Annotated in this window: 18 protein-coding genes; 10 read left to right on the plus strand and 8 right to left on the minus strand. The window is 55.5% G+C overall.

All coding sequences use genetic code 11. The features are described from left to right. Positions 1-33: 33 nt before the first annotated feature. The 4 genes from IM303_RS15235 to IM303_RS15250 are packed head-to-tail and all read right to left on the minus strand — an operon-like array spanning position 34 to position 4,927. Positions 34-1,077 (minus strand): fimbrial protein, encoded by a 1,044-nt coding sequence (locus IM303_RS15235; protein WP_047367220.1) that lies wholly within the window; start codon positions 1,075-1,077, stop codon positions 34-36. An 11-nt stretch (positions 1,078-1,088) separates the two neighbouring features. Then, positions 1,089-3,596 carry a fimbria/pilus outer membrane usher protein gene (locus IM303_RS15240; RefSeq protein ID WP_049000480.1) on the minus strand — a complete coding sequence of 836 codons (2,508 nt, stop codon included), beginning with the start codon at positions 3,594-3,596 and terminating at the stop codon, positions 1,089-1,091. A gap of 37 nt (positions 3,597-3,633) precedes the next feature. Then, complete coding sequence (locus IM303_RS15245; protein ID WP_041911869.1) at positions 3,634-4,317, minus strand: molecular chaperone; 684 nt, start codon at positions 4,315-4,317, stop codon at positions 3,634-3,636. A 55-nt stretch (positions 4,318-4,372) separates the two neighbouring features. Next, positions 4,373-4,927 (minus strand): fimbrial protein, encoded by a 555-nt coding sequence (locus IM303_RS15250; RefSeq protein WP_182034955.1) that lies wholly within the window; start codon positions 4,925-4,927, stop codon positions 4,373-4,375. A gap of 575 nt (positions 4,928-5,502) precedes the next feature. Here IM303_RS15250 and IM303_RS15255 point away from each other — a divergent pair. Continuing rightward, entirely contained in the window at positions 5,503-6,528 is a 1,026-nt protein-coding gene (locus IM303_RS15255; RefSeq protein WP_045259396.1) for a TerC/Alx family metal homeostasis membrane protein, read from the plus strand. A 60-nt stretch (positions 6,529-6,588) separates the two neighbouring features. Here IM303_RS15255 and IM303_RS15260 read toward each other — a convergent pair whose 3' ends face one another. Next, positions 6,589-7,251 carry an HAD family hydrolase gene (locus IM303_RS15260; RefSeq protein WP_028014726.1) on the minus strand — a complete coding sequence of 221 codons (663 nt, stop codon included), beginning with the start codon at positions 7,249-7,251 and terminating at the stop codon, positions 6,589-6,591. A gap of 240 nt (positions 7,252-7,491) precedes the next feature. On the opposite strand from IM303_RS15260, the gene IM303_RS15265 reads away from it, so the two are divergent. After that, positions 7,492-8,019, plus strand: a complete 528-nt coding sequence (locus tag IM303_RS15265; protein WP_028014725.1) for an NlpC/P60 family protein — start codon at positions 7,492-7,494, stop codon at positions 8,017-8,019. A gap of 5 nt (positions 8,020-8,024) precedes the next feature. Here IM303_RS15265 and IM303_RS15270 read toward each other — a convergent pair whose 3' ends face one another. Beyond that, positions 8,025-8,819: an SDR family NAD(P)-dependent oxidoreductase gene (locus IM303_RS15270; RefSeq protein ID WP_028014724.1), complete on the minus strand. Its 795-nt coding sequence runs from the start codon at positions 8,817-8,819 to the stop codon at positions 8,025-8,027. 32 nt (positions 8,820-8,851) lie between these two features. After that, positions 8,852-9,733, minus strand: coding sequence for a LysR family transcriptional regulator (locus IM303_RS15275; protein ID WP_059357265.1), 882 nt, complete (start codon positions 9,731-9,733; stop codon positions 8,852-8,854). Between the two features lie 99 nt (positions 9,734-9,832). Here IM303_RS15275 and IM303_RS15280 point away from each other — a divergent pair, with 99 nt between their 5' ends. The 8 genes from IM303_RS15280 (at position 9,833) to arnF (ending at position 18,029) form a co-directional block, all read left to right on the plus strand. Next, positions 9,833-10,339, plus strand: a complete 507-nt coding sequence (locus tag IM303_RS15280; RefSeq protein WP_028014722.1) for a phenolic acid decarboxylase — start codon at positions 9,833-9,835, stop codon at positions 10,337-10,339. A 323-nt stretch (positions 10,340-10,662) separates the two neighbouring features. Continuing rightward, a complete protein-coding gene (gene arnB / locus IM303_RS15285) occupies positions 10,663-11,802 on the plus strand; it encodes a UDP-4-amino-4-deoxy-L-arabinose aminotransferase (RefSeq protein WP_193360076.1) in 1,140 nt (379 codons plus the stop codon). A 1-nt stretch (position 11,803) separates the two neighbouring features. After that, positions 11,804-12,787 (plus strand): undecaprenyl-phosphate 4-deoxy-4-formamido-L-arabinose transferase, encoded by a 984-nt coding sequence (gene arnC, locus IM303_RS15290; protein ID WP_041911876.1) that lies wholly within the window; start codon positions 11,804-11,806, stop codon positions 12,785-12,787. Further along, the gene (arnA, locus tag IM303_RS15295; RefSeq protein ID WP_193360060.1) at positions 12,784-14,766 is read left to right on the plus strand and encodes a bifunctional UDP-4-amino-4-deoxy-L-arabinose formyltransferase/UDP-glucuronic acid oxidase ArnA; all 1,983 of its coding nucleotides are present in this window, start codon (positions 12,784-12,786) and stop codon (positions 14,764-14,766) included. The genes arnC and arnA overlap by 4 nt, the downstream gene beginning before the upstream one ends. Continuing rightward, complete coding sequence (gene arnD / locus IM303_RS15300) at positions 14,763-15,665, plus strand: 4-deoxy-4-formamido-L-arabinose-phosphoundecaprenol deformylase (RefSeq protein ID WP_028014718.1); 903 nt, start codon at positions 14,763-14,765, stop codon at positions 15,663-15,665. Before arnA ends, arnD begins: the two co-directional genes overlap by 4 nt. Beyond that, complete coding sequence (gene arnT / locus IM303_RS15305) at positions 15,662-17,317, plus strand: lipid IV(A) 4-amino-4-deoxy-L-arabinosyltransferase (RefSeq protein ID WP_192987438.1); 1,656 nt, start codon at positions 15,662-15,664, stop codon at positions 17,315-17,317. The genes arnD and arnT overlap by 4 nt, the downstream gene beginning before the upstream one ends. Then, positions 17,317-17,652 carry a 4-amino-4-deoxy-L-arabinose-phosphoundecaprenol flippase subunit ArnE gene (gene arnE, locus IM303_RS15310; RefSeq protein ID WP_136344124.1) on the plus strand — a complete coding sequence of 112 codons (336 nt, stop codon included), beginning with the start codon at positions 17,317-17,319 and terminating at the stop codon, positions 17,650-17,652. The genes arnT and arnE overlap by 1 nt, the downstream gene beginning before the upstream one ends. After that, the gene (gene arnF / locus IM303_RS15315) at positions 17,649-18,029 is read left to right on the plus strand and encodes a 4-amino-4-deoxy-L-arabinose-phosphoundecaprenol flippase subunit ArnF (RefSeq protein WP_028014715.1); all 381 of its coding nucleotides are present in this window, start codon (positions 17,649-17,651) and stop codon (positions 18,027-18,029) included. Before arnE ends, arnF begins: the two co-directional genes overlap by 4 nt. On the opposite strand, the gene acpT is transcribed toward arnF, so the two are convergent. Further along, a complete protein-coding gene (gene acpT / locus IM303_RS15320) occupies positions 17,986-18,594 on the minus strand; it encodes a 4'-phosphopantetheinyl transferase AcpT (protein WP_028014714.1) in 609 nt (202 codons plus the stop codon). The two genes, arnF and acpT, sit on opposite strands and share 44 nt — an antisense overlap. Positions 18,595-18,596: the final 2 nt, after the last annotated feature.

The following is an 18,596-nucleotide window of genomic DNA, read 5'->3' on the forward strand; positions in this document are numbered from 1 at the left end:
TAAGAGGTTTCTACGCTGTATTAAGTTTTTTCTTTATTTAAACTCGAAATCCAGCGTGGATGTGGCTTCAAATTTTCCCGGTTGTGGAGACTTTTCTCCTTGTTGGACAGGTGTTGCTATAATAGTGACATTCCCCTCCTGCGTTGGTACGGCCGAACTGCTGCCATCAATTTTATTCCCGTTGTGTTCAAGTTTTATCCCTAAATCATTGCGCTCACCTTCATCATTATGGGTCTTGATAAAACCAGAGCCATTAAAATCGGACGCGCGAAACTTAATACTCACCTTGCTTTCATCTTCAGGATTTTTGCAAGTCACACGAATATCCACGCTTTTTTGCTTACCGGTGGCCTCGGGCTTAAATTCATTCGCGGTAATACTGCCAAACGGGACCTTGATGGTTTGCCCGTCATTAATCATGCATTGTGGTGGAATATCAATTGACAGTTGGAAATTAAGTGTGACAAAAGGTCTGGAGGTGTCATAACTCCCCGTCTGTTTTTTGGCAAAAATGGTCACTAATTCCTGCATAGGAATATCAATGCGGCCTGAAGGAAGCGGTTTAGTTAATTCCAGAGAGACAGTCCCGCTGGAGCCGGTTGCGAACAGAGTATGGTCGTTTTTATCATCACAGTTATTTGTCGCAGGACGTCCATTATCAACACCGGCGGTATTACTCAAATCAACCGGGATATACCGCAATTCATCCTCGCCACCAAGAACGACATTTATACCGATATTAATACCCTTTTCCGCATCCAGAGGATAATAGATAAAGTCTGCGTTACGTTTGCCGCCTCCTGTGCCCAGTTTCGTACTGGTAAATCGAAATAAGATACTTTCTGGCACGCTGGAGTCCTGACAGAGGCAGATACCATTAAAATTACCTTTATTATTCCATGTGGATTGGGTTGTGCCGGGTACGTCGTCGGCAGTAAGGTTTTCGATAATATCAAACTTGTGCGCCTGGCCAGATACGGTTGATGTTGGCCAGCAGCTTCCTACAACATCAGCATAAGCTGGCGCGCCCATCAATCCCCCTGCTGCCAGGCACGCGAGTAACGTTAATTTTTTCATTTTTAATTCCTTTATTTATTAACGGATGATTTGCAGGTCTGCGTTAACTGCACAATTCCGCTAATCGTGGGTTCCTGGCCAGAAAGCTGATAGTGAACCTGGCAACGCTGATCGGGTTTCTTACCCCAGCTCACGTCTAACGTCCCTTTTTCCGCCATCCCGGTGAGGAATACGCTGCCTTCATCACCCACAATGCTGCTGGTGGTATTCTGAGAAACAATGGCACCGAACGGAACGGGTTTGCCCTGCGCATCTTTCAGCGTCATCATCAGGCGTTTACCCACCGCCGTGGTGAAACGTGCCCGAACGATAGCCCCCCGGGTGGGAACGACTTTATGGCTGTTACTTTCCAGCTCGACATCGTCAGGTAATGTATCGGGACGCAGCTGGATATTGCTCTCCTGATAAGGTGTCAGGTAAGGCACCACCGCATAGCCCCAGGGGTCGGTGCGCACGCCAGTGTGGTTACGGACGCTGACACCTGCGGCATCCGGCGCTTCAACCAGAGCGACCGTTTCACCCAGCGACTGCGCCAGCGTGACGCCATGAGGATGAACCAGCACGCCCCCGCGCAGGCTGTAATTCAGCCGCTGCGCGTCCCGGCTATAGCCATACCCGGCGCCAACCTGCGCATAGCGTCCGTTATAGCTAAGCGAGGCATCGCTGCTGTTTGCCTGGCTCCCTGGGTTGATATTCTGCTGTACGCTCCAGTTCAGGTTATTGTCCTCAAGGGCGCTGCCGCTCAGGGAAACACTGTGGCCTGGCGAGCGTTTTTCCGCCGCAGAGAAGGTGTAACCGGCACGTGTGGAGCGGAGCCATTTGTCCAGAGGGACGCTCACGCTCAGGCTGAACAGATTGTCCTGGTTATAGAGACGCTGGTTATCCTCTTTTGTCACGTTCAGATAGTGGTTGTAATTCAGGCTATAGCTGATCCCGTTCCAGCTGTTGCCATAGCCCAGCGTGGCGGAGGTCGTGCGTTTTTGGCTCGTGTGGTAGTCCTCGCTGACCAGCATGGCGGAGAGATAGCCGAGGTTTTCTCCCAGGTTTTGGTTTAGCGTCAGTTCTGTACGGCTACGGCGTCGATCCAGGCGCGAGGGTTGCGAGTGATAGCTGCTCAGGGTTTCACCGAGCGTGTAGAAATCGGACGTCGAGTAGCGATAGCCCGCAATCGCAACGTTAGTGCCGGTAGACAGCAAATTTTTGTTATAGCGCAGGCGTAGCGACTGTCCCCGGTTTTTCTCTGCCTGTTTAGTGGTGGCCCAGGCCTGGGTAATATCAAATGACAGTGCGCCAAAATCGCCCATGTTTTTACCCATGCCAAAAAGCAGGGACTGATATTGACTGGCGGCCTGCATGCCTCCGTATATCGAGGTTTCCCACGGCAGACCGTAAATCAGGCTCCCTTGTGAAAACAGGGCATTCTCAGCATCGCTGCTGCTGGAACGATAGCTGCCGCTAATGACTTCATATTTGTATTGCCCTTCCCGCTGCATAACCGCTAACGACGCGTAAGGCACTAAAGAGACTTGTTCGCTGCCATCCGCCTCTTTCACCACAACTTTCAGCTCGCCGCTGCTGCCGAGGTAAAGATCGTTGATGACAAATTCACCGGGCGGGACATAGCTTTGATAAATGCTGTAGCCGTTCTGAAAAATAGTGATCTGGGCATTAGTACGAGCAATACCGCGGATCACCGGCGCATAGCCTCGCAGGCTGCCCGGAAGCATCTGTTCATCCGAGTAAAGCTGAACGCCGCGAAACGGGGTGCTATCAAAGACTTCTGTGGTAGAACTGTTATCCCCGACAATCAGCTGGCTATTCAGGGCGCTGATATCACGCTGCAGATAGGTATAAACCGATTCCCAGCGCCCAGCTTGTCCCTGGCTGTTACTCCAGGTCGAGAAATTGCGTAAACGCCAGGGTCCAACGTTCAGTCCCGGACGCAGGCTGAGGTACTGGCTATCGGTTCCCGTCCCGTTGTGCGAGGTCCACGTGGCGCCGCTGTAGTTGTAGCTGAGCATCAGGCCCGGAATACCCTGTTCCCGACGCGCAGGATCGATGTAGCCGTGAGCGTGGCTGTCCAGGGCCGCCTGGGGAATGCTGAGCCTTAACGCCTGCTCGCTGAAGTCAAATTCGCTGCTTGCGAGAGGGATCGCCGACAGATTCGCGCAGCCCTGGGTATCGTCCCGGAGCAACGGGAATGCCGCCGTTTTAACACCAAACGACTGAAGCGTCTCCTCGCTGAGGCACGGTGCGAGGATATTTTTATGCTGCGCGTTCTCTTCGAGTCGAAACGTGATATCGCGCGTGTCGAACATTTTATTGTTAAGAAACAGGTCAACACGATAAACGCCGGGTGTCTGGCTCTCTTTGTTCTCAAAGAGAGAAAGATCGACGGCGGTACGCGGCGCGCCACCCGTTTCCAGAAAGGCCGGGTCGAAGTAATCACTGGCGTATAATGCGCTGGGTAATATCCAGGCAAAGCAAAGCGCTGGACGAATGCCCCAAAATATAGTCATGAAAAAATACCCCTGTGAGGTTATTGTTTTAAAATCGTTATTCTATTTTTTGTGTGATTAACTGGCTGTTGCCGCCATAATCATTGATATATTTCCATTGCACGGTGGCATTGTTTTTCAAAAGCGTGTTCCTGAGCGTGAATGTTGTGCTGCTTTTAGGCGCGAGCATGTCAATCTCTGACCATGCTTTGTTATTGATCTTCACCTCCGCAAAGGAAATGTAATAAGACGAGTTGTTGCGTACAATGAGTTCGTTATTTTTAACAGACCATTGCACATTCTTACTAATATCCGTGGGTTCATCCATTAAATTTGACGGACGATAAAATAATTTGATCCGGGTATTTACCGCTATCTGCAGTTTATTAATATCCTCTCTGGAAGAGGAGGGGATCGATTTTACGTTGATCCAGAAAAGCGACTCGCGATCCTGCGGTAAAGGCGCGCCGTTATAGATAATACGGAGCGCGTTGGACTTACCTGCATCCATGCGAAAAAGCGGTGGCGTCACAATAAACGGGGCTTTGGTGCCCTGTGAATCTTTGCCCTGTACCCAGCTCTGTACCAGGAACGGGCTGGCAGTATTATTTCTGACTGTAATATTGCTCTCTTTCTTGTCCGCATGATATACCACCCGCGTATTGGATAAGGTCACACTGGCGTGTGACATACAAGAGCCAAAGAGCAGAGCCAGCAGCGTCAGATAGCGTTTCCTTAACATAAAACGTCCTTGCGTTCCGGGCTGTTATTCATTGCCCGGAACTGAGTTGAATGATTTATTTATAGATAATGGTGTAATCCGCAACCGCATCTGCCTTACCGGCGGTCACAGCATCCAGGGATGATTTATAACGGGCTGAATACAGCAGGGTGGCTGCCCCCGCGGTGCCATCACCGGTAATAGGAACAAATTTATTCGGGTTGTCGCCCAGTTTTAACGATGTTCCATCTTCATTCAGGAATTCAATACCCAAACCCGTTGCGGCGTCGCCACCGGTTTTAAGCGCGAGCAGATTATTATCATTAGCATCATAGGCACCGCCAAATCGTGCTCCGGCTGATTTAAGGACGGCGGTATCGCAGTTAGACAGTTCTATCTGGATACGGTGAATACCCGCAACGTCACCTTTTTCTTTAAATGCTGAAGACGAGATGGTACCCATATCGATCGTTGGGTTCCCCCCCTGACCGTTAATATCGACATCACAGGTGCTCGCGGTAATCATACCCGTGAATTCAATGGTCCCTGCGCCTTTACCTGGCGCTGCATGGCTGGAAGGACTGGCAATTGCAGCCAATAAAAATCCCATGGTAATAACGGATTTATTCATTTTTAAAATATTCCTCAGTGTGTAAAAGGTAGAACAGTATTATTTCGGGTTAGTCACTCGAAAGCGTTGTTGTGGTCACGGGATGTGGATATTCCGCTAATATGAAACATTAAGGTGGATATTCATCATCGCTTACCAGTCCATGTGAAAAACTTCCATTACAAGAAGTCTGAATATTTTTCTGGGTCAGGTTAACAAGCGTTTAAAAAAAATAAAGTGAGAACGTCATGATTTGTCTTTGGTGGCTTTAAAATCAATGAGTTAAGTTGTTTTTATCAGGGTTTTATCAGCAATTCAGTGTGAGAATTTTACGGCTTATTTACTACTTACCGAATGTCAGGGTCAGCTCAGATAATAAAACTTTCATAATAATGAAAGAATAATCTCCGGAAGAACACGTTGCCTTCCCGGAAGACGTAAGAGAAATCCTGGCACTTTTAACATCACATTTACATTGCCGGGCTGGCGTCAAGAAGTGTTATTATTATTCTCTTGCCCGGTGATACGGGCGTTTTCTTTTTTTTGTTGCAAACGTTGCCTCTGCCAGCGCGCAGATGAAGGTTAAGGATAGATTCATGGCTTCTGCTCATCTCGGTTTCCCGACTGAAACCGTTGTTGTCTTTGTGGTGATGGCCGTTGGGGCGATGTTTATCGACCTCTTCATGCACCGTCACGATAAACCTGTTTCGCTGAAAAGTGCGGCCATGTGGTCCGTTTTCTGGTTCTCGATGGCGATGGCCTTCGCCGGTTTTCTGTACATCCACCACGGCGCCGAGATGGCGAGCCTGTTCCTCACCGGTTACGCGCTGGAAGAGGTGCTCTCCATCGATAACCTGTTCGTGATGATGGCGATCTTTGCCTGGTTCGGCGTGCCGGATAAGTACCGTCACCGTGTGCTCTACTGGGGCGTGCTGGGGGCGATTGTCTTCCGCGGTATTTTCGTGGCGATCGGCACCAGCCTGCTGAGCCTGGGGCCTTACGTGGAGGTTATTTTTGCGCTGGTCGTCGGCTGGACGGCGGTGATGATGCTCAAGCGCAATGAAGAGAGTGACGAAGTGGAAGATTACTCGGGTCACCTTGCCTATCGCCTGGTGAAACGCTTCTATCCCGTCTGGCCCAAAATCAGCAGCAACGCGTTTATCCTGACGCAGAAAGAGGTCGATGCGGAGCTTGAAAAGCCGGAAAACCAGGACGTAACGGTTGGCCGCGTGAAGAAGGCGAAGCGCTACGCAACGCCGCTGCTGCTCTGCGTGGCGGTGGTGGAACTCTCTGACGTGATGTTCGCGTTTGACTCCGTACCGGCGATTATTGCGGTAAGCCGCGAGCCGCTGATTATCTACAGCGCCATGATGTTCGCCATTCTCGGCTTGCGTACCCTCTACTTTGTGCTGGAAGCGCTTAAGCAGTATCTGGTGCACCTGGAGAAAGCGGTGGTGCTGCTGCTGTTCTTCGTGGCGTTCAAGCTGGGTCTGAATGCGACCGATCACTTCTGGCACCACGGTTACAGCATTGGCGCGACGGCCAGCCTGTTTGTGGTGTTAGGTGTGCTGGCGCTGGGGATTATTGCGAGCGTATTGTTCCCGGGGAAACGTGAGGCCTGATGCACCGCTTTTCTCCCTCTCCCTGTGGGAGAGGGCTGGGGTGAGGGCAACAGACCGCACCTAACCCTTAATCGGTGAATTCCGGCGCTTGCGTGGGTGATGGAAGTGCCGCCAGTGAGGATCCTGCGCCGCGGCCAGCAGTTCGTGGTCGCCGCGGGTGTCGCCCCAGGCTCGCAGATGATAGTCGTTCAGATCGCCATACACCTTCTCCAGCCTCGCCACTTTCTGGGCGCAGCGGCAGTTATTGCCCGTAATGCGTCCCGTCAGCTTGCCGTCCTTCACTTCCAGCTGCGTGCCAATCAGCTTAATGCCGAGCCTGTCCGCCCACGGCTGGAGCACCAGCGCCGGCGACGCAGAGCAGATCGTCACTTCCGCGCCGGAATTCACCTCAGCCGCCACCGCCAGAACCCCTTCGGGGCGCATCAGCTTGTTCCAGTATTTTTCGCAAAAGGCTTCCGCCTGCTGGCGTAGCCAGTGTTCGTCCACGCCTGTCAGGAACGTTTTAATCAGCACTTCCTTCAGCTCATCACGCGTCAGCTTGCGGCGCACGCAGTGGAGCGTGGGCAGCGCCATGCGCACCAGACGACCCGCAAAGTAGCGTTTCCCAAAGGCAAAACGCAGGAAAGGGATAAAGCTGTCGTGGTGCGTGAGCGTCCCGTCAAAGTCAAAGACAGAGAGCACGCTGGATTTCGCCACCGTCTCGTCGGCAATCATATTGGTCATAAATACGTCTTAGCTGAATTACACATTCTGTCGATCAGTTTACCTGCTTTATCTGAACAGTCCTTACATCACCACCTTTTTTTTTCTCAATCTTGCGATCTGAAAGTGAGTCCAATTTTGGCCTCAATAATGATTGGTGAAAAAGTGAGCAGTCTATATTATCGCCACATCGAAAGATATTTCGGGGGAACGTTGGCCCCCACAGGTAAGGATAAATTCACTCTTAGCTCCTGTTTAGATATGACATTCAGATCGCTTATTTCAATCCTCACGTTAAGTTTTGCTTCGTTTTCCGCACTGAGTTTTCAGTTGCCCGCATCGATGATCTCCGCCGATAGCACATTTGCGGAATCGCCGGTGAAGTCGGCCCTGCTTCACCAGGAGACAGGCCCACTCCGCTCCCGGATACTGGATCAATACCAGAAATGGAAAGGGACTCACTATCAGTGGGGCGGCACCACGCACCGCGGAGTGGATTGCTCCGCGCTTATGCAGCATCTGTTCAGCGATGCGGCGCATCTTTATCTGCCGCGCACGACGAGTGAGCAGATCCATCGTGGTGTACAGGTAGCGCAATACCGTCTGAAGGCGGGAGATTTGGTCTTCTTCCAGACGGGACCGAACCGCAGGCACGTTGGCGTGTATATCGGTAACAGCCAGTTTATTCATGCCTCCAGCAGCCAGGGCGTAACGGTCTCAACCCTGACTGATGACTACTGGCAGGATCGTTACATTACCGCCCGTCGTGTCGCGGGCAGCGCCGCCTGACGACATTAAATAATGTCATCCACCACGCCACCATCGACGCGCAATGCCGCGCCTGAGGTGGCGGAGGCCTGCGTCGAACAGACATAAATCACCATATTAGCCACCTCTTCAACGGTGGCGGCGCGCTGGATAACCGAGCTGGGGCGGTTGGTCATGACAAATTCTTTCGCCAGCTGCTCCAGCGATTTACCGGTTTTCTCGATCTCATCTTTCATCATTTCAGCGAAACCGTCGGACATCGTCGGGCCCGGCAGCACGCTGTTCACCGTCACACCGCTTCCCGCCACGAACTTCGCCAGCCCGCGCGCCAGCGAAAGCTGTGCCGTTTTGGTCACCCCGTAGTGGATCATGTCTGCCGGGATATTGCAGGCTGACTCGGAGGAGATAAACACCACGCGGCCCCAGCCTTTTTTCACCATGCCCGGCAGCAGGGCGCGGGAGAGGCGCACGCCGGACATCACGTTGGTCTGCCAGTAGCGCTCCCAGGTTTCATCGTCGGTGCCATAGAAATCCTGCGGGCCGTAAATCCCGGCGTTGTTCACCAGAATATCGACGTCGCTCGCGACCTTCAGCAGCGATTCAACCCCTTCCGCGGTGCTGAGATCGGCAATGGCTGCACGCACCTGCACGCCAGGCACAACCTGCTGTAGCTGCTGAATACCTTTGTTCACCGAGTCGGTGCTGCGGCCATTAACGATCACTTCCGCGCCGCTTTCTGCCAGGCCTCTGGCAATGGCAAACCCGATCCCGCCGGTTGAGGCGGTGACCAGGGCCACTTTCCCCGCAAAGTCGATTTTCATCATCAGCTCCTTATCGTTTTAACGTTCGGACCTTAAAGCGTAGCAGGTGATGATGACGGCTCCTGGCTAAAAAGGCGCAGCAGGGTTTCAACCTGCTCATCCAGCGGGGCGAGGGTGCGCTTCACTATCAGATGCAGCGGCGTGGCCCGACGAACGCCGTGGCTCAGCGGGAGGAGTTTCAGTACGCCTTGCTCCAGCTGGGGCTGAATGCGTTCCTCTGGCAGCCAGCCGTAGCCGACCTGCGAGACGACCGCCTCTATGGCAGCGTCGATGGTCGAGAACGTCCACGACTCGCCGGCAGACCGCGCGGCGTTCTGGCTGTCCGCAATCTGGATTAGCGGCCACGGGCGCAGCATCTCATCATTCAGCGGCGCGTCGAGGCTAAAGAGGGGATGCTGATGATGCGCCACGGCGACAAAGTCAATGTTCATCAGCCATTCGCCGAGCCCGGTAATGTCCTGGCGGCGGGTTAAAACCATCACATCGGCCTCGTTGTTCATGGCATCGGCGCGGGTATTTTCCAGCACCTCCGTGAGGCGGACCTGAGTTTGCGGATACTGCTGCTGGAACTGACGCAGAATGGCGAACAGGCGGCGGCGTGGGAAAATCGAGTCCACCACCAGGTCCAGCCGCGTGCGCATCCCGTTACGAAGGGTCGCCGCGCGCGTCTCGACATACGAAAACGCTTTCAGCAGCGGTTTCACCTGGCCGAGAAGCAGTTCTCCGGCCGGGGTCAACACCGCCCTGCGCCCCTCCGGCGCCAGCAGCGCCACGCCCAGCCGCTCCTGCAGCAGCGACAGGTTATAGCTCACCGAGGACTGACTGCGGTGGGTTTCTTCTGCAGCTTTGGCAAAGCTGCCCGCATCCACCACTTTTTCCAGTAAAGCCCACTGTTCCAGCGTCGTCTTGTGCATAATTTATCTAAAATTTGGATGAATTTGATTAAAACATAGCGTTATTCATTCATTTTTTGAAGGCTTAAGATCGTCTCATCAAAACGAAGGAGACATCTTATGAACACATTCGACAAACACGACTTAAGCGGCTTCGTTGGCAAACATCTGGTTTATACCTATGACAACGGCTGGAATTACGAAATTTACGTCAAAAACGAGACTACTCTCGACTACCGTATTCACAGCGGTCTGGTGGCGAACCGTTGGGTTAAAGATCAGCAGGCTTACATCGTGCGGGTAGGGGAGAGCATCTATAAAATCTCCTGGACCGAGCCAACCGGTACGGACGTTAGCCTGATTGTGAACCTGGGCGACAAACTGTTCCACGGCACCATCTTCTTCCCGCGTTGGGTCATGAACAACCCGGAAAAAACCGTCTGCTTCCAGAACGACCATATTCCGCTGATGAACAGCTATCGCGATGCGGGGCCGGCATATCCAACAGAAGTGATTGACGAATTTGCCACCATCACCTTTGTACGCGACTGCGGTGCGAACAACGAAAGCGTGATTGCCTGTGCAGCCAGCGAGTTACCGAAAAACTTTCCCGATAACTTAAAATAAGCGCGACAATTAACTAAAAAGAAAAGTTCCCGGTTATTTCTGCTTTTACAGAAATAACCGGGATTTTTTTTGTTTGTTGATGTTCGGTTTAAAATAACATTTTGTAAAAATTGAGTTTGATCACGAAATAAATAATTCATAATTACATAAGTTATTGTTTATAAATGGATTAATATTGATTTGGTTACATCTTAATTACGCATCTTAATTTTTCCCTAAGAAATGAACGATACCTTGATATGAGTTTATGGTTCGTTGAAATAAACGAAAAAGTAATTGGTTAATATCAAGCGCGTGCCATTCTTATTGCAAGGAAATTAATGATGAGTGATTTTTTGCCTTTTTCCCGCCCGTCGATGGGTAGTGAGGAATTAGCGGCGTTGCAGGAGGTTTTAACCTCCGGCTGGATCACCACCGGGCCTAAAAATCAGGAACTTGAAGCGGCATTTTGTCAGATGACGGGGAACCAGCACGCGATTGCCGTCTGCTCGGCGACGGCGGGCATGCACGTCACGCTGATGGCGCTGGGTATTGGTCCGGGCGATGAGGTCATTACCCCCTCCCAAACCTGGGTCTCCACGCTGAATATGATCGTGCTGCTGGGCGCCACGCCGGTCATGATCGATGTGGACAAAGAGACACTGATGGTGACGCCGGAAGCGGTTGAAGCCGCCATTACCCCGCGTACCAAAGCGATTATTCCCGTGCATTACGCCGGCGCGCCGTGTGATATCGACGCCATTCATGCCGTCGGTGAACGTCACGGTATTCCGGTGATTGAAGACGCGGCCCATGCCGCCGGAACGTACTACAAGAACCGTCACGTGGGCTGGAAAGGCACGGCGATTTTTTCCTTCCACGCCATCAAAAACATGACCTGCGCGGAAGGTGGTTTAGTCGTCACGGATAACGCCCGGCTTGCCGCGCGGATCCGCAGCCTGAAATTCCACGGCCTGGGCGTGGATGCCTATGACCGCCAGACGCACGGCCGCGCGCCGCAGGCCGAAGTGATCTCCCCGGGCTTTAAGTACAACCTCGCAGATATCAACGCCGCGCTGGCGCTGGTACAGCTGGGTAAGCTGAAAGAGGCCAACCTACGCCGCGAGGCAATCGCGCAACGCTACCTGCGCGAGCTTGCCGATACGCCGTTCCAGCCGCTGAGCATTCCGTCATGGCCACACGTTCACGCCTGGCACCTGTTTATTATTCGCGTTGATGAAGCGCGCTGCGGGATCTCACGCGACAACCTAATGGCGGCGCTTAAGGAGCAAGGCATCGGCACCGGCCTTCATTTCCGCGCGGCGCACACCCAAAAATACTACCGCGAGCGTTTTCCTGATGTATCGCTTCCGAATTCGGAATGGAACAGCGCGCGTATTTGTTCTCTCCCTCTTTTCCCGGACATGACTCATGACGACACAACCCGCGTCATTACCGCGCTCCATCAGCTTGCAGGACATTGATATGTTCAGCGCACCGCCTGTACAAAAAGTTTCTGTGGTCATCCCTGTTTATAACGAGCAGGAGAGCCTGCCCGAGCTGATCCGCCGCACCACGGCAGCCTGCGATACGCTGGGCAAAGCCTATGAAATTTTGCTGGTGGACGACGGCAGCAGCGATGATTCCGCGCTGATGCTGACCGAAGCCGCCCAGGCCGAAGGCAGCCATATTGTCGCCGTGCTGCTTAACCGTAACTATGGCCAGCACTCCGCCATTATGGCCGGGTTCAGCCACGTTACGGGCGATCTGATTATCACCCTGGACGCGGATCTGCAAAACCCGCCGGAGGAGATCCCGCGCCTGGTGGCGAAAGCCGACGAAGGCTATGACGTGGTCGGCACGGTGCGTCAGAACCGCCAGGACAGCCTGTTCCGCAAGCTGGCGTCACGCACCATCAACCGCCTTATTCAGCGCACCACCGGTAAAGCAATGGGCGATTACGGCTGCATGCTGCGCGCCTACCGCCGCCATATTGTCGACGCCATGCTGCACTGCCATGAGCGCAGCACTTTTATTCCGATCCTCGCCAACACCTTTGCCCGCAAGGCAACGGAAATTCCGGTCCTGCATGCCGAGCGCGAGCACGGGGAATCGAAGTACAGCTTTATGCGTCTCATCAACCTGATGTACGACCTCGTCACCTGCCTGACCACCACGCCGCTGCGCCTGCTGAGCGTGTTCGGCAGCATCATCGCCCTGGCCGGCTTTACGCTGTCCGTCCTGCTGGTGGTGCTGAGGCTGGTCTTTGGCCCGCAGTGGGCGGCGGAAGGGGTCTTCATGCTTTTTGCCGTGCTGTTTATGTTCATCGGCGCCCAGTTCGTCGGAATGGGCCTGCTCGGTGAATACATAGGCCGTATCTATAACGATGTTCGCGCACGTCCGCGCTACTTTATTCAACGTGTTGTCCGTCAGGAACACAAAGCATCTCAAGAGGAAAACCACCCATGAAAGCCGTTGTATTTGCCTATCACGATATGGGGTGCGCGGGCACGCTGGCCCTGCTGGAAGCGGGCTATGACATTGCTGCAATCTTTACCCATCCGGACGCGGCGGGAGAGAATCACTTCTTCGGCTCCGTGGCGCGTATCGCCGCCGAGCGCGGTATTCCGGTGTATGCCCCGGACGACGTCAACCACCCGCTGTGGGTGGATCGCATCCGCGCCCTCGCACCTGATGTCATCTTCTCGTTCTACTATCGCAACCTGATCTGCGACGAGATCTTAGGCCTGGCCGCAAAAGGGGCGTTTAACCTTCACGGCTCTCTGCTGCCCGCCTACCGTGGACGCGCGCCGCTGAACTGGGTGCTGGTCAACGGCGAAACGGAAACGGGCGTGACGCTGCACCGCATGGTGCGCCGCGCGGATGCCGGGGCCATCGTCGCCCAGCAGCGCGTGGCAATCGACGCGGATGAAACCGCGCTTGAGCTGCATCAGAAACTCTGCACCGCGGCGCAAAGCCTGCTGCGTGACGCGCTGCCAGCCATCCTCAACGGCACCTTCAGCGAGACCGAGCAGGACGAAAGCAAGGCCAGCTGCTTTGGCCGCCGCGCGCCGGAAGATGGTCGCCTGGACTGGAATAAACCCGCCCGCCAGCTGCACAACCTGGTGCGCGCCGTGACCGACCCGTGGCCGGGCGCATACAGCTTTGCGGGCGTAAGCAAATTTATCGTCTGGAAATCCCGCGTGCGTGACGATATCCCGGCCGCTAAGCCGGGCACCGTCGTCTCCGTCTCTCCGCTGATTGTGAGCTGCGGCGAGCAGGCGCTGGAGATCGTCACCGGGCAGACCGACAACGGCCTGTACGTTCAGGGCACGCAGCTGGCGCAGTCTCTGGGGCTGGTGGCTGGGGCGCTGATCACCAGCGCGCCGGTGGTTGCCATCAAGCGCCGCACGCGCGTGCTAATCCTCGGCGTGAACGGCTTTATCGGGAACCACCTGACCGAACGTCTGCTCAAAGACGATAACTACGAGATTTACGGTCTGGATATCGGCTCTGACGCCATCAGCCGTTTCCTCAACAACCCGCGCTTCCACTTTGTGGAAGGGGATATCAGCATTCACTCCGAGTGGATCGAATATCACATTAAAAAATGCGACGTGGTGCTGCCGCTGGTCGCCATCGCCACGCCAATCGAGTACACCCGTAACCCGCTGCGCGTGTTCGAGCTGGATTTCGAAGAGAACCTGAAGATCATCCGCGACTGCGTGAAATACGACAAGCGCATCATCTTCCCGTCCACCTCTGAAGTGTACGGCATGTGTACCGACAAAAACTTCGATGAGGATGCCTCCAGCCTGGTGGTCGGGCCGATCAACAAGCAGCGCTGGATCTACTCTGTCTCCAAGCAGCTGCTGGACCGCGTAATTTGGGCCTACGGCGAGAAAGAGGGTCTGCGCTTTACCCTGTTCCGTCCGTTTAACTGGATGGGCCCGCGTCTGGATAACCTGAACGCAGCGCGAATCGGCAGCTCCCGCGCGATCACCCAGCTGATCCTGAACCTGGTCGAAGGCTCGCCTATCAAGCTGATTGAAGGTGGGAGTCAGAAACGCTGCTTTACGGACATCAGCGACGGTATCGAAGCCCTGTTCCGCATCATTGAGAACAAAGATAACCGCTGCAACGGTGAGATCATCAACATCGGTAACCCGGACAACGAAGCGAGCATTCGCGAGCTGGCCGAGATGCTGCTGGCCAGCTTTGAGCGCCACCCGCTGCGCGATCGCTTCCCACCGTTTGCCGGTTTCCGCGAAGTGGAAAGCAGCAGCTACTACGGAAAGGGCTACCAGGACGTCGAGCACCGTAAGCCAAGCATCCGCAACGCGAAGCGCTGCCTGAACTGGACGCCGACGGTGAAGATGGAGCAGACCATTGATGAAACGCTCGACTTCTTCCTGCGCACCGTGGAGCTATCGGAACAGGCCTCATGAAAAAAGTCGGTTTACGCATTGATGTCGACACCTTCAGGGGAACGCGTGACGGCGTGCCCAGACTGCTGGAACTGCTGAGCAGGCACGGCGTGCGTGCCAGCATTTTCTTCAGCGTGGGGCCTGACAACATGGGACGCCATTTATGGCGTCTGGTTAAACCGGCATTTCTGTTCAAAATGCTGCGCTCGCGCGCGGCATCCCTCTACGGCTGGGATATTTTGCTGGCCGGCACCGCCTGGCCCGGCAGACGCATCGGCGCGGGTAATGAAGCGGTTATCCGCGCGGCGGCGCAGCAACACGAGGTCGGCCTGCATGCCTGGGATCATCACGCCTGGCAGGCGTGGGCGGGCGTCTGGGATATCCCGCGCCTGTCCCGTGAGGTCGAGCGTGGAATGCTGGAGCTTGAGGCCATCATCGGTCAGCCCGTGCGCTGCTCCGCCGTGGCGGGATGGCGTGCCGACCAGCGGGTGGTCAAAGCCAAAGAGCATTTCGCGTTTCGCTACAATAGCGACTGTCGTGGAACCGGGCCGTTTTTGCCGCTGTTGGGCGAAAATCGCTACGGTACGGTGCAGATTCCGGTCACGCTTCCTACGTGGGATGAAGTGGTGGGGCGCGAGGTGAAGGCGGAAGCATTTAATCGCTACATTCTGGACCGCATCCATCGTGACGCCGGAACGCCGGTCTATACCATCCATGCCGAAGTGGAAGGGATTGCGTATCAGCGTGATTTCGACGAACTGCTGGCCATGGCCGCTCGGGAGGGCATCGAATTCTGCCCGTTGAGCGAGCTGCTGCCGGACGACCTCAGCACCCTGCCCGTGGGTAAAGTCGTCCGTAATGAACTGGCTGGCCGGGAAGGCTGGCTTGGCTATCAACAAACCGTGAGTCCGGTCCCATGAAAACAGCCCGTTATGGCGTAGCGCTTTTCGCACTGTTTATCGTTTATTACTTCATTCCGGTCGATATTCGCCTGCTTTGGCAGCCTGATGAAACGCGCTATGCGGAAATCAGCCGCGAAATGCTGGCATCGGGTGACTGGGTTGTCCCGCATTTCCTCGGGCTGCGCTACTTTGAAAAGCCGATTGCCGGCTACTGGATCAACACTATCGGACAATGGTTGTTCGGGCACACGAACTTTGCCGTACGCGCCGGGTCGATCTTCTCCACCGGGCTCGCGGCGCTGCTGGTGATCTGGATGGCCTGGCGTCTCTGGCGGGATAAGCGTACGGCCATTTTCTCCGGCCTGATCTTCCTGACCCTGTTCCTGGTGTATGGCATCGGCACCTATGCGGTGCTGGACCCCATCGTCACCCTGTGGCTGGTGGCGGCGATGTGCAGCTTCTGGCTCGCCTCACAGGCGCGCACCGTGGTCGGAAAAGCGGGCGGCTATGTGCTGCTTGGGCTGGCCTGCGGCATGGGGGTGATGACCAAAGGCTTCCTGGCGCTGGCGGTACCGGTGATCGGCGTGCTGCCGTGGGTGATTGCCCAAAAGCGCTGGAAAGAGGTGCTGATTTTTGGCTGGCTCGCGGTCCTGAGCTGCGTGCTGATTGTTCTGCCGTGGGGGCTGGCCATTGCGCACCGCGAGCCTGATTTCTGGCGCTACTTCTTCTGGGTTGAGCATATTCAGCGTTTTGCCCAGAGCGACGCGCAGCATAAAGCTCCGTTCTGGTATTACCTGCCGTTCCTGCTCGCGGGCAGCCTGCCGTGGCTGGCGCTGCTGCCAGGCGCGCTGCGTCTTGGCTGGAATGACAGACAAAACGCGGGCGGCGGGTTCTACCTGCTGGGGTGGGTGGTGATGCCGCTGCTGTTTTTCAGCATCGCTAAAGGCAAGCTGCCGACCTATATCCTGCCCTGTTTTGCCCCGCTGGCTATCCTGATGGCGCGCTATGCCTGCCTCGCGGCGGAAAAAGGGGCCAGAGCGTTGCGCATTAACGGCGGCATTAACCTGGCGTTTGGCGCTATCGGCGTGGTGGCGGCGCTGGCGGTCTCGCCGTGGGGGCTGGCTAAGCATCCGGTCTGGACGTCGGTCGAACTGTATAAAGTCTTCTGCGCGGTGGTGGCGTTCCTCATCTGGGGCGCGGTAGGCTGGTTTACGCTGCGGCAGAGCCAGCGGCGCTGGTGGCTGGCGGCGCTGTGTCCTGCGGGTCTGGCGTTGTTGATTGGTTTTGCCATTCCGAACCTGGTGGTGGATTCCAAACAGCCGCAGTCGCTGGTGGATACCGTGCGCGAGCCGCTACAGGGCAGCCGCTTTGTGCTGACCAATAACGTTGGCGTGGCCGCGGGCCTGGCGTGGGAGCTGAAGCGCAGTGACATCACGCTGTTTGCTCAGAGCGGCGAGCTGCGCTACGGGCTGGATTATCCCGATGCGAAAGATCGCTTTGTCAGTGAAGACGACTTCGCGCAGTGGCTGGCAACGCATCGTAAGCAGGGAAGCGTGTCGCTGGTGATGCTGCTGTCTAAACGTGACGATATTGCAGAGGCGAATTTACCGCAGCCGGACAATCTCTATATCCAGGGGCGTCTGGCCCTGCTGGAGTATCTGCCGAAGTGATGACCTGGACCTGGCTCATACTGGCAAGCCTGCTGAGCTGCGCGGGACAGCTGTGCCAGAAACAGGCTACCCGTCCGGCGAAAGGCGGACGGCGTGGCGCGCACATCATGCTGTGGCTTGGCCTGGCGATGCTGGCACTGGGCTGCGGAATGCTGGTCTGGCTGGTGGTGCTGCAGAGCCTGCCCGTCGGCGTAGCTTACCCTATGCTGAGCCTCAATTTTGTCTGGGTGACGCTGGCGGCGAAGGTCTTCTGGCGCGAGCACGTTGCTGTGCACCACTGGCTGGGGGTCGGGTTCATTATCATGGGGATTATCGTGCTGGGAGGAAGCCTGTGAAAGGCGCGTTCTGGGCGTTATGCAGCGTGCTGTTAGTCAGCGCCGCACAGCTGTTGCTGCGCGATGCCATGCAGGCTCTGCCGCCGGTCAGCGATTTTCTGACGTTTATCTCCGCGCTGTGGCACGTTTCGTCCGGCACGGGCGCGCTGCTGCTGGGGTTAACGGGATACGTTGCCTCCATGGGCTGCTGGTATCTGGCGCTGCATCGCATGGCGCTCAGCAAAGCGTATGCCTTGCTGAGCCTCAGCTATATCCTGGTGTGGGGCGCGGCAATCCTGCTGCCCGGCTGGGGGGAGCACTTCTCCTGGCATGGGCTGCTGGGCGTCGCGTTGATTATGCTGGGTGTACTGGTGATTTTCCTGCCCCGACGTGAATAATCGACTCGGTGGTCAGGGTGTAAGGGGTCGAGGTACAGACGGCAAGGCTCAGAGAACCGAGCTGCAGCTGGCTGACCGAGTGCGACTGCGCCGTGCTGTCGATGCTGACAATCTGCCAGGCGCTGCCGCCGCGCTGTTTCACAATCGCTTCTTTGCGCGTCCAGATACGCCAGAAGGCAGAAAGCTGTTCCTCGGGCGCTTCACGCTCCAGCTCGTCATGCTCTGTCAGGCTGAAAACGGCGTTGGCCAGCGCCTGCCAGTTCTTGCGGGGGCGAATCACTTCGATATCGCAGCCCACTTCGCCTTCATCGCTCATCAGCAGGGCGATATCATCACCGCTATGGCTCAGGTTGAACCACAGCGGATCCCCCTTCGCAAAAGCCGGCTTCCCCTGCTCGCCGTAAATGATGTCGGGGAGCGGGTGAGGGGATAATGTTCTGGCGAGCAGCGTCCGGCCAGCCAGCCAGGAGGCCTGTCGTGCACCCTGAGGTGCCTTATCTGCAAGCGTTGACGCCAGCGGGTCCGCGCACAGGGTGGAAATTTTTCCCAGTACAAACCGGTACATAG

This window comes from Enterobacter cloacae complex sp. P38RS (genome assembly GCF_014930775.1).
Lineage (GTDB): Bacteria > Pseudomonadota > Gammaproteobacteria > Enterobacterales > Enterobacteriaceae > Enterobacter > Enterobacter bugandensis.